Source organism: Pseudonocardia wallangbongensis, assembly GCF_054486945.1.
This window is the reverse complement of record NZ_JBRERS010000003.1, coordinates 829258-840707: the sequence shown is the minus strand read 5'-3', so window position 1 is coordinate 840707 and position 11450 is coordinate 829258. Positions and strand designations below refer to the sequence as shown.

Genomic DNA, 11450 nt, shown 5'->3' with positions numbered 1-11450 from the left:
ATCCAACGGGCTAATCGAAAGCACGAACACCAAGATCCGGCTCCTGACCCGGGTCGCGTTTGGCTTCGCTCGGCCCGAAGCACTCATCGCACTAGCCATGCTCGCCCTCGGCGGCCTCTGCCCGCCCCTGCCCGGACGCGCAACGTGATCCACACATCGGACAGGAGAGCCCCATAAGGCCCACCGCGACGACACCGGGGGTTCGCCGAGGGGGCTAGGGGATCAGCAGCACCTTGCCGCTGGTGCGCCGGGCCTGCAGGTCCTCGTGGGCGGTGCGGGCCTCTCCGAGCGGGTAGCGGTGGTGGATCCGCACGTCGAGGTTGCCGTCGGCCACGGCCGCGTAGACGGCCGCCGCCCGGGCGGTCAGCTCCTCGCGGGTGGCGATGAAGTCGAACAGCTTGGGGCGGGTGAGGTACACCGAGCCGGCCGCGTTCAGGCGCTGGGGGTCGACCGGGGGTACGGGCCCGCTGCTGGCGCCGCAGAGCACCAGCAGGCCGCGGCGGCGCAGCGCGGTGAGGCTCGCGTCGAAGGTGGTGGCGCCGACGCTGTCGTAGGCGACGTGCACACCCGCGCCACCGGTGACCTCCCGGACGGCCGCCGCGAGGTCGTCCACCTCGGTGTAGCGGATCACCTCGGCGGCGCCGGCACCGCGTGCCAGCTCCTCCTTCTCCGGCGTGGACACGGTGCCGATCACGCGGCCCCCGCGGGCGGTGGCGAGCTGGGTGAGCATCAACCCGAGGCCGCCCGCGGCCGCGTGCACGAGCACGTCCTCGCCGGGCTGCACCGGGTGGCAGTCGGTGACGAGGCAGTGGGCCGTCATGCCCTGTAGCAGGGCGGCGGCGGCCACGTCGTCGGACAGGGCGTCGGGGACGGGCACGGCCTTGCCGGCGGCGACGGCCGCGAGCTCGGCGTAGCTGCCGAGGTTCTCCGACCACGCCACCCGGTCGCCCACCGCGAACCCGCTGACGTCGGCGCCGACCGACCGCACCCGGCCCGCGCCCTCCAGACCGGGGACGTAGGGCAGGGACATCGGGTAGATGCCTTGGCGCTGGTAGGTGTCGATGTAGTTGACGCCGGCCGCCGCGACCTCCACGAGGAGCGTGCCGGCGACCGCCTCCGGGTCGGGCAGCTCCACCTGCGTCAGGACGTCGGGGCCGCCTGCCGAGCTGATCTGGATCGCGCGCACGCCCCCGATCATGCCCCGCTGTCGGCGAGCGCGGGAGCCCGGGCCGGGGCGGGCGCCGCCACCGCGGGGCGCTCGGTGAGGGAGGCCCACAGCGCTGCCGCGGCCACCGTGACGAGCGCGGCGCCCAGCACGTGCAGCGACACGAGCACCTCGGGCACGCCGAGCGCGTACTGGACACCGCCGAGAAGTCCTTGCGCGAGGACCACCGCCACGAGCAGCGCGTAGCGGCGCAGCACCCGGGCCGGCGCGGCGACCGCGCGCAGGGCGAAGCCCAGGCCGACGAGCAGGCCGAGGTAGCCGAACAGCAGGTCGGCGTGCACCTGCGCCACGGACTCGACGCCCACCTGCAGCCGCGGGGTCTGCGCGTCGCCCGCGTGCGGTCCGGCCGCCGTGACGAACGAGCCGGCGACGAGCACCGCGGCGAGAACGGCCGTGCTCGTGGCGACCAGCCCGCGGACGGGCCCCGGCACCAGCCGGCGTGGGGGGCCGGCGCCGTCCGACGCGGCCGCCACGAGCTGTACGGCCAGCCAGGTGAGGACCATCGACACGAGCAGGTGCACGCTGACGCTCCACCAGACCAGCCCCAGCAGCACGACGCCGCCGCCGATCACCGCCTGGGCCACCACGCCGAACGGCTGCACGAGGGCGAGCCGGGTGAGTCGGGAGCGCCGCGGGCGGGTGGCGAGCGCCGCGAGCAGGCACGCCGCGGCGACGAGGACGACGACACCGGTGAGCAGCCGGTTGCCGAACTCGATCCACTGCGTGAGCGGCTCCACCTCGGGGTGCGGCGTGGGCACCAGGCTGCCCGGCACGCACTCGGGCCACGTCGGGCAGCCCAGACCGGAGCCGGTGACGCGCACCACCGAGCCGGTGACCGCGATCCCCGCCTGCGCCACGACCGCCGCGATCGCGAGCGCTCGCATCACCGCGGGCGGCGCGGCAGGGAGGCGATCGAGCAGGGTGGAGCGGGTCATCGACACATCGTAGAAGACGGGATCGCGGGAGGTTGGGGGCCTCCTCGGCCGGGCGCCCGCCGATCGGGGGGCTGACAGGCCGCTCCCAGCGTCCTAGGTTCGTTGATGCAGCCCAACGCAGGGAGGCGCCGATGACTGCCGTCGAGCCGAAACCGATCGCGCCGCAATATCCTGCGCGCAGAACGCGGAAGGGCGCGACGTTCGCCAAGATGATGCGGACGACGGACCCCAAGGACATCGCGATCCTCTACCTGGTCACGTCGTTCGCGTTCTTCATGATCGGCGGCGCGATGGCGATGCTCATGCGGGGCGAGCTGGCCGTGCCGGGTCTGCAGTTCCTGTCCACCGAGCAGTACAACCAGCTGTTCACCATGCACGGCACGATCATGCTGCTGCTGTACGCGACGCCGATCCTGTTCGGCTTCGCGAACTACATCGTGCCGCTGCAGATCGGCTCGCCCGACGTCGCGTTCCCGCGCCTGAACGCGTTCTCCTACTGGCTGTTCCTGTTCGGCGGGATCATCGTCATGTCCGGGTTCCTCACCCCGGGCGGCGCGGCCGACTTCGGCTGGTTCGCCTATGCCCCCCTGCACAGCGCCGAGTTCTCGCCCGGTGCGGGCGGTGACCTGTGGATCACCGGGCTGATCCTCGCGGGCCTCGGCACGATCCTCGGCGGCGTCAACTTCACCACCACGATCGTCTGCCTGCGCGCGCCGGGCATGACGATGTTCCGGATGCCGATCTTCTGCTGGGGCATCCTCGTCACGGTCCTCCTCATCCTGATCGCCTTCCCGGTGCTCACGGCGGGACTGTTCGGGATGCTGGCCGACCGGCACCTCGGCACCCACGTCTTCGACCCCGCCAACGGCGGCGCCATCCTGTGGCAGCACCTGTTCTGGTTCTTCGGGCACCCCGAGGTCTACATCGTGGCGCTGCCGTTCTTCGGGATCATGAGCGAGATCATCCCGGTGTTCAGCCGCAAACCGCTGTTCGGATACACCGGCATGGTCTTCGCGAACATCACCATCGCGGCGCTGTCGGTGGTCGTCTGGGCCCACCACATGTACGCCACCGGCGCGGTGCTGCTGGCGTTCTTCTCGCTCACGACCTTCCTGATCGCGATCCCCACGGGCATCAAGTTCGTCAACTGGGTCGGCACCATGTGGAGGGGCCGGATCACGTTCGAGACGCCGATGCTGTTCGCCATCGGGTTCCTGGTGACGTTCCTGTTCGGCGGGCTCACCGGCATCCTGCTGGCGTCCCCGCCGCTGGACTTCCACGTCTCGGACACCTACTTCGTGGTGGCGCACTTCCACTACGTGCTGTTCGGCACGATCGTGTTCGCCACCTACGGCGGGATCTACTTCTGGTTCCCGAAGATGACCGGGCGGATGCTGGACGAGACGTGGGGCAAGGTCCACTTCTGGCTCACGTTCATCGGGTTCCACCTGACGTTCCTGGTGCAGCACTGGCTGGGCAACGAGGGCATGCCGCGCCGGTACGCCGACTACCTGCCCACCGACGGGTTCAACGTGCTGAACGCGATCTCCTCGATCGGCGCGTTCGTGCTGGGCGCCTCCGTGCTGCCGTTCGTCTGGAACGTCTTCCGCAGCTACCGCTACGGCCGCGTGGTCACGGTGGACGACCCGTGGGGCTTCGGCAACTCGCTCGAATGGGCCACGTCCTGCCCGCCGCCGCGGCACAACTTCACCGAGCTGCCGCGGATCCGGTCGGAGCGTCCGGCGTTCGAGCTGCACTACCCGCACCTGGTGGAGCGCTACCGGGGGGAGGCGCACGTCGGCCGGCGGCATGCGGCTCCGTCGGAGGCGCTCGCCCACTCGGTGGCCAAGGAGTCGCGCCCGAACGACGACCCCACGTCCCGCTGACGGCGCCGGTCAGCCGGTCCCACGACGCAGCGGATCGAACGGCGCCAGCTCCGGTAGCGGATCCGCCGTCATCACCGCGCGGGCGAGGAGCTTGCCGGTCACTGGCCCGAGCGTGACGCCCCACATCCCGTGCCCTCCTGCGACGTGCACGCCCGGCATCCGGGTCGCTCCGATGAGCGGGAGACCGTCGGGGGTGAGCGGGCGGGGGCCGACCCAGGTCCCCGGCCACATGATCGGCGATTGGGCGCGTTCTCGGGTCGGATTCGCCCGCTTTCGCGCCGAAGCCTCGATCATGCCCGCGAGACCGGCCTGCGGTGGCGCCGCGCGCCCCACCGGGCAGGCCCCGCCCTGCCCGCGACGCCGCCCGGAGGGGTCGCAGAGCGAGGGCGGCCCGCACGATGCGCGGCGCCACCGGAGGCCCCACCGGGAACCGACGACGTGCGTGCCCGAGCGCTTGATCACCGCTTCGGTGTGTGAAGTGGGCCGCGGGACGTCGCGGGCTACCGGAGGCGGACGAAGCGGATCGCCAGCGCGGTGGCCACCGCCGTCCACGCCAGCAGCACGAGGACCGCTCCCGCCGACGGCGGTGCGCCGGTGGCGAGGGTGTGGCGCAGGCCCTCGGCGAGCGCGCCGGACGGCAGAGCCGCCGCCACGGCGGCGAGCGGGCCGGGCAGCTGGTCCACCGGGATCACGATGCCGCCCGCGAACAGCAGCACGAACCACACGAGGTTGGCCACGGCGAGGGTGATCTCGGCGCGCAGGGACCCGCCGAGCAGCATGCCGAGCGCGGCGAACGCGGCGCAGCCCAGCAGCACGAGCAGCAACGCCCACCCGACGCCCGCGGGCTCGGGCCGCCAGCCCAGCGCGGCAGCGATCGCGCCGAGCAGCACGACCTGCACGGCGACGACCCCCAGCACGGCGGCGAGGCGCCCGGCGACGAGCAGCCAGCGGGGGAGCGCGGTGGCGGCGAGCCGGCGCACCACGCCGTAGCGGCGGTCGAACCCGAGCGCGATCGCCTGCCCGGTGAACGCGGTGGACATCACGGCGAGCGCGAGCACCCCCGGCGCGACGGTGGCGATCCGCGGCTCGGGCAGCGGCACCACCGACAGCAGGGTGAGCCCCACCAGCAGCACGATCGGGACCAGCACCGTGAGCAGCACCTGCTCACCGTGGCGCAGCGCGAGCCGCAGCTCGGTGGCCGACTGGGCGGCGAGCATCCGCGGGGGCGACCCGGGGCCGGGGCGGGGCGTGAAGGTGCCTGCGGGGAACACGGGCGGGGTCATGATCGCAGCTCCCGCCCGGTGAGCTCCAGGAACACGTCCTCCAGGCTGCGCCGCGCGACCTGGACGTCGTCGGCGAGCGCGCCGTTGGCCGCGCACCAGGACGTGATCGTGGAGAGCACGGCGGGGTCGATGCGGCCCTGCACCACGTACCGCCCGGCGACGGGCTCGTCCGCGCCGTACCCGGCCGGGAGCGCCGCGGTGAGCCCGGCGACGTCCATGCCCGGCCGGGCGCGGAAGCGCAGCTCCTGCTGGCCACCGGTGGCGGTGAGCGCGGCGGGGGAGCCCTGGGCCACGACGCGCCCGCCGTCGACGATCACGACGTGGTCGGCGAGTGCCTCCGCCTCCTCCATGAGGTGGGTGGTGAGCAGCACGGAGACGCCGTCGCGGCGCAGCGCGTGGATCAGCTCCCAGACGAGCCGGCGGCCCTGCGGGTCCATGCCGGCCGTGGGCTCGTCGAGGAACACCAGCTCGGGGCGGCCGACGATGGCGCACGCGAGCGCGAGCCGCTGCTGCTGGCCGCCGGACAGCCGCTTGTACGGGGTGCGGGCGCAGCCGTCGAGGCCGAGCACGGATCCGAGCCAGTCGACGTCGAGCGGGTGCGCGGAGCACGCGGCGACCAGGCGCAGCATCTCCGCGGCGTGCACGCCCGGGTAGGCGCCGCCGCCCTGCGGCATGACGCCGATGCGGGCGCGGAGGGCGTCCGGGGCGCCCGCGGGGTCGGTGCCGAGCACCCGCACCTCGCCCGCGTCGGCGCGCAGGAAGCCCTCGCAGACCTCGACGGTGGTGGTCTTGCCGGCGCCGTTGGGCCCGAGCAGCGCGAGGACGGACCCGGTGTGCAGCTCGAGGTCGAGCCCGTCCACCGCGGTGGTGCGTCCGTAGCGCTTCACGAGGCCGCGAACCGAGACGGCGGGCGCCGAGGAAGGCGCCTCGTCGGGCGGCGCGGTACTCACGGTGGTCGAGCTTAAGGCGAGCGGTCTAGGCACTGGTCTCGGCACGGGTCTCGGGCCCGGGGACGGGGGATCGGCCGGGCAGCACGTCGATGTCGAAGCCGCTCTGACCGGCGAGGTGGCGGCGCAGCACGAGCAGGAAGACCAGCAGGATGCCGAGCCCGGCGATGATCGACAGCGGTAGCTGGAACGCGCGGAACTGGAAGTCGGCGCCGGTGGGGGGCACGAGGAGCGCGAGGACCGCCGATGCCGCGAGGGCGGCGCGGCGGTAGCGGGGCAGGCCGCGGGTGGCGGCGAGCGGGATGGCGGCCCACAGCAGGTACCAGGGGTGCACGACGGGGCCGAGCAGCACCACCGCGCCGAGCCCGGTGCCCATACCGGTGATGGGTTCGACCCGGCCGCGCAGCACGGCGAAGAGCAGCATCACGACGAGCACGGCCGACGCGGCCAGGCCGATGTTGCGGGACACGGCGAGCACGGCGTCGGTGTGGTCGCCGAACCTGGCGACGATGCCGAGCTGTCCGCCGACCATGCCGAGGTCGGTGGTGATCGACATCCAGCTCCGGATGAGCTGCGGGATGTTGAGGGTCTCCAGGAACCCGATCCCGACCCCGGTGCCCAGCGACATCGGGAGGTAGCAGACGACCGTCAGCAGGCCGAACAGGCCGGCGACCCGGGCGACGTCGATGATCCGGCCGCCCCGCTGCTCTCCGCTCCGGTCGCCGCGCAGCTCACCGCGGCGGCGGGCCCACTCCATGCCGAGGAAGCCCAGCGCGAGGAGGGCGGGCAGCTTGATCGCGGACGCGGCGACGATGAGCAGCGCACCGGCCAGGAGGTTGCTGTCGAGCAGCCGCTCACCGGTGCGCAGCCCGATCTCGAAGCCGGCGAGCATCAGGCCGACCATGAGCGCCTCGTTGTGGATGCCGCTCACGAGGTGGAACAGGACGAGGGGGTTGGCGGCACCGAGCCACATCGCGAGGCCGGTGTCGAGCCCGCAGCGGCGGGCGAGCTTCGGCAGCGACCACAGGATGAGGCCGAGGCCGGCGACCGCGAGCACCCGGTACTCGAAGATGCCCAGGACCACGTCGTTGCCCGACACGGCCGTGATCCCGCGGCCGAGGATCAGGAACAGCGGCCCGTACGGCGCGGGGGTGTCGCGCCAGATCGTGGGGATGCTGCGGGTGAGCGGGTCGTCGACGCCGAGCGCCTCGGCCGGCCCGAGCACGTACGGGTCGAGCCCGCGCGCGAGGGTGGCGCTCTGCGCGAGGTAGCTGTAGACGTCGCGGGAGAAGAGCGGCGGCGCCAGCGCGAGCGGCACGGCCCACATCACGGCCGTGCGGGCGAGCTGCGCGGGGGTGGGCGCCGGGGCCACGGCTCCGCGGGAGCGCAGCATCTTGCCGACCCACAGCCACGCGAGCACGAGCAGGCAGATGCCGGTGTAGGTGACGGCGATGGCGATGGTCGTGTTGCGGCTCGGCAGGCCGAGCAGCCGCAGCCCGAACAGCGGGTTGGGCACCGGCAGGGCGCCGGCGCCGAGCCCGCCCACCGCCATGAGGAGGGTGCCCGTGAGCCCCACGAGCCGGGCCATCCGGCTGGGATCGCGCGCGGGTGGAGGCGCGGGCGCCGCGACGGCCTCTGCGGCATCGAGCTCCCGGGCGACCATGGGCTGCAGCGTATCGAGTGGTCCCCGCCGGGAGGTCACCCCGTGTCGGATGGGCCGGCGGGCCCCACCCGGACGTGAGCGTCCTCACCTCGGGCGGGGACGGTTTTGCCCCGGAGCCGGATATACGCAAGACTGGTGTTGTGAAAAGCGCCCGGCCCGCCGTGCCGGTCGACGTCCGCCCCCCGGAGGGCACGTCGGCCGGTGAGGGCGGCACGCGCGAGGCGGTGGCCCGGCTGCTCATGGAGCAGGGCCCGGTCACGGCTGCCGCGGTCGCGGCCGAGCTGGAGCTGTCCGCCCCGGCCGTCCGGCGGCACCTGGACGCGCTGCTGGCCGACGGCGAGGCCGAGGCCCGCGGGGCGCCCCGGCGGGGCCCGCGCGGGCGGGGGCGCCCGGCCAGGGAGTACCTGCTCACCGACTCGGGGAGGGCCCGGTTCGGCCACGGCTACGACGAGCTGGCGGTGGCGGCGCTGCAGTACCTCGCCGAGCACGGCGGTGAGTCCGCGGTGCGCGGGTTCGCCCGCAGCCGGGTGGACGCGCTGCTCGCCGCGGGTGCGCAGCAGGTCGCTGCGGCGCGCCGGCCGGACGAGCGGGCCGAGGCACTGGCCACACTCCTCACCGCCCACGGCTACGCGGCGCAGGCCCGCGAGTCGCGGTCCGGCGTGCAGCTGTGCCAGCACCACTGCCCGGTGGCGCACGTCGCGGCGGCGTTCCCCGAGCTGTGCGAGGCCGAGACCCAGGCGTTCGCGGCCCTGCTCGGCACGCACGTGCAGCGGCTCGCCACGATCGCGCGCGGCGACTCCGCGTGCACCACACACGTTCCGCTGGACGCTCCCGACATCCAGCGGAAGCACGAACCCACCACCACCGTCCCTGCAGGGAGGCAGTCCGAATGACCACCGCTCCTGAGGCACTCACCCAGGAGGAGACGCTCGCGACGCTCGGCCGCTACGACTTCGGCTGGGCCGATTCCGACGTCGCTGGCGCCTCCGCCCGCCGTGGGCTGTCGGCGGATGTCGTTGCCGACATCTCCCGGATGAAGAACGAGCCGAAGTGGATGCTCGACTTCCGGCTCAAGGCGCTCGGCCTGTTCGAGCGCAAGCCGATGCCGCGCTGGGGTGCCGACCTGTCGGACATCGACTTCGACAACATCAAGTACTTCGTGCGGTCCACGGAGAAGCAGGCCTCCTCGTGGGAGGACCTGCCCGAGGACATCAAGAACACCTACGACAGGCTGGGCATCCCCGAGGCGGAGAAGGCCCGCCTCGTCGCGGGCGTCGCGGCGCAGTACGAGTCGGAGGTCGTCTACCACCAGATCCGCGAGGACCTGGAGCAGCAGGGCGTCATCTTCCTGGACACCGACACCGGGCTCAAGGAACACCCGGAGCTGTTCAAGGAGTACTTCGGCTCGGTCATCCCGGCGGGCGACAACAAGTTCTCCGCGCTGAACTCGGCGGTGTGGTCGGGCGGGTCGTTCATCTACGTGCCGCCGGGCGTGCACGTCGACATCCCGCTGCAGGCCTACTTCCGGATCAACACCGAGAACATGGGCCAGTTCGAGCGCACGCTGATCATCGTCGACGAGGGTGCGTACGTGCACTACGTCGAGGGCTGCACCGCGCCGATCTACAAGACCGACTCGCTGCACTCGGCCGTGGTCGAGATCGTGGTCAAGAAGGGCGGCCGCTGCCGCTACACCACGATCCAGAACTGGTCGAACAACGTCTACAACCTGGTGACGAAGCGGGCCAAGGCCGAAGAGGGCGCCACCATGGAGTGGGTCGACGGCAACCTGGGCTCCAAGGTCACCATGAAGTACCCGGCCGTGTGGCTGATGGGCGAGCACGCCAAGGGCGAGGTCCTGTCGATCGCGTTCGCCGGTGAGGGCCAGCACCAGGACGCCGGCGCGAAGATGGTGCACCTGGCGCCGCACACGTCCTCGACGATCATCTCGAAGTCGGTGGCGCGCGGCGGCGGCCGCACCTCCTACCGCGGCCTGATCCAGATCAACCCGCGGGCGCACCACAGCCGGTCCACGGTGAAGTGCGACGCGCTGCTGGTCGACACGATCTCGCGCTCCGACACGTACCCGTACAACGACATCCGCAACGACGACGTGTCGATGGGCCACGAGGCCACCGTCTCGAAGGTGAGCGACGACCAGCTCTTCTACCTGATGAGCCGGGGTCTCACCGAGGACGAGGCCATGGCGATGGTCGTGCGCGGGTTCGTCGAGCCCATCGCGCGCGAGCTCCCCATGGAGTACGCGCTGGAGCTGAACCGGCTGATCGAGCTGCAGATGGAGGGCGCTGTCGGATGACGGCTCCAGAAGTTGCCGGCCTCGCCCCCGAGCTGAAGGGCGCGAAGAAGGGCCAGGGCGAGTCGCCGATCGCCACGGCGAGCGAGCGCTTCACGTCCTACGACGTCGAGGCGTTCGAGGTGCCCGGCGGTCGCGAGGAGAACTGGCGGTTCACCCCGCTGCGGCGGCTGCGTGGCCTGCACGACGGGAGTGCGACGTTCGACGCCGCGCCTGCCGTCGAGGTCACGCCCGTCGACGGCGTCACCGTCGAGACCGTCGGTCGCCACGACTCGCGCCTCGGTGAGGGTGGCGTGCCCGCCGACCGGGTCGCGGCCGCCGCGTGGTCGGCCTTCCGCGAGGCCACCGTCGTCACCCTCGACGGCACCCCGGGGCCCGTCACGATCACGGTCACCGGGCCCGGGGAGGGGCGCGCCGCCGTGGGCCACCTGCAGCTGCGCACCACCCGGCACGCCGAGGCCACCGTCGTCATCGAGCACCGGGGCTCGGGCGCCGTCGCCGACAACCTCGAGGTCGTGCTCGCCGACGGTTCCCGCCTGGACCTGGTGGTCACCGAGGAGTGGGCCGACGACGCCGTGCACGTGGGCGCGCGCCACCTGTCGGTGGGGCGCGACGCCACCCTGCGCTCCACGTCGGTGTCGTTGGGCGGCGGCCTGGTGCGGGTGAGCGAGACCGTCACCTACTCCGGTCCCGGCGGCGACGCCGAGCTGCGCGGGCTGGGCTATGCCGACGCGGGCCAGCATCTCGAGCAGCGGCTGCTCGTCGACCACTCGGTGCCGCACTGCCGCTCCGACGTGATGTACAAGAACGCGCTGCAGGGCGACGGGGCGCACACCGTCTGGATCGGCGACGTTGTGATCCGGGCCGCCGCGGAGGCCACCGAGACGTTCGAGTTCAACCGCAACCTCGTGCTCACCGAGCGCGCCCGGGCCGACTCCGTGCCGAACCTGGAGATCGAGACCGGCGAGATCACCGGGGCCGGCCACGCCAGCGCCACCGGGCGGTTCGACGACGAGCAGCTGTTCTACCTGCAGAGCCGCGGCATCCCCGAGGATGTCGCGCGCCGCCTCGTCGTCCGCGGCTTCTTCGGCGAGATCCTGTCCAAGATCACCCTGCCCGAGCTGCGCGAACGCCTCGAAGCGGCCGTCGAGGCCGAGCTCGCAGTGACCGGCGCCTGAACCCCACCACCACGGAGCA

General features: G+C 72.8%; 11 protein-coding genes. 5 read left to right on the top strand and 6 right to left on the bottom strand.

Annotated features, from left to right (window positions below):
* Positions 1–148 (top strand): transposase (locus ACU436_RS15250; protein WP_459025725.1); only part of this gene is annotated, 148 nt, incomplete at its 5' end.
* A gap of 66 nt (positions 149–214) precedes the next feature.
* On the opposite strand, the gene ACU436_RS15245 is transcribed toward ACU436_RS15250, so the two are convergent.
* A complete protein-coding gene (locus tag ACU436_RS15245) occupies positions 215–1186 on the bottom strand; it encodes a quinone oxidoreductase family protein (protein WP_459025665.1) in 972 nt (323 codons plus the stop codon).
* 8 nt (positions 1187–1194) lie between these two features.
* Positions 1195–2160: a COX15/CtaA family protein gene (locus ACU436_RS15240; protein WP_459025663.1), complete on the bottom strand. Its 966-nt coding sequence runs from the start codon at positions 2158–2160 to the stop codon at positions 1195–1197.
* A 131-nt stretch (positions 2161–2291) separates the two neighbouring features.
* On the opposite strand from ACU436_RS15240, the gene ctaD reads away from it, so the two are divergent.
* Positions 2292–4046, top strand: a complete 1755-nt coding sequence (gene ctaD / locus ACU436_RS15235; protein ID WP_459025661.1) for an aa3-type cytochrome oxidase subunit I — start codon at positions 2292–2294, stop codon at positions 4044–4046.
* A 9-nt stretch (positions 4047–4055) separates the two neighbouring features.
* Here the strand turns inward: ctaD and ACU436_RS15230 are convergent, their stop codons facing one another.
* From ACU436_RS15230 to mptB, 4 genes are all read right to left on the bottom strand, one after another.
* The gene (locus ACU436_RS15230; RefSeq protein WP_459025723.1) at positions 4056–4379 is read right to left on the bottom strand and encodes an NAD(P)/FAD-dependent oxidoreductase; all 324 of its coding nucleotides are present in this window, start codon (positions 4377–4379) and stop codon (positions 4056–4058) included.
* Positions 4380–4546: 167 nt separating this feature from the next.
* Positions 4547–5329 carry an ABC transporter permease gene (locus ACU436_RS15225; RefSeq protein WP_459025659.1) on the bottom strand — a complete coding sequence of 261 codons (783 nt, stop codon included), beginning with the start codon at positions 5327–5329 and terminating at the stop codon, positions 4547–4549.
* Positions 5326–6279, bottom strand: coding sequence for an ABC transporter ATP-binding protein (locus tag ACU436_RS15220; RefSeq protein WP_459025657.1), 954 nt, complete (start codon positions 6277–6279; stop codon positions 5326–5328). Before ACU436_RS15220 ends, ACU436_RS15225 begins: the two co-directional genes overlap by 4 nt.
* A gap of 25 nt (positions 6280–6304) precedes the next feature.
* Positions 6305–7939, bottom strand: coding sequence for a polyprenol phosphomannose-dependent alpha 1,6 mannosyltransferase MptB (gene mptB, locus ACU436_RS15215; RefSeq protein WP_459025656.1), 1635 nt, complete (start codon positions 7937–7939; stop codon positions 6305–6307).
* Between the two features lie 140 nt (positions 7940–8079).
* On the opposite strand from mptB, the gene ACU436_RS15210 reads away from it, so the two are divergent.
* From ACU436_RS15210 to sufD, 3 genes are read left to right on the top strand one after another with little or no spacing between them, the layout of a single operon-like run.
* Positions 8080–8832: a helix-turn-helix transcriptional regulator gene (locus ACU436_RS15210; RefSeq protein WP_459025654.1), complete on the top strand. Its 753-nt coding sequence runs from the start codon at positions 8080–8082 to the stop codon at positions 8830–8832.
* The gene (sufB, locus tag ACU436_RS15205; protein ID WP_459025652.1) at positions 8829–10256 is read left to right on the top strand and encodes a Fe-S cluster assembly protein SufB; all 1428 of its coding nucleotides are present in this window, start codon (positions 8829–8831) and stop codon (positions 10254–10256) included. Before ACU436_RS15210 ends, sufB begins: the two co-directional genes overlap by 4 nt.
* A complete protein-coding gene (sufD, locus tag ACU436_RS15200) occupies positions 10253–11431 on the top strand; it encodes a Fe-S cluster assembly protein SufD (RefSeq protein ID WP_459025650.1) in 1179 nt (392 codons plus the stop codon). Before sufB ends, sufD begins: the two co-directional genes overlap by 4 nt.
* Positions 11432–11450: the final 19 nt, after the last annotated feature.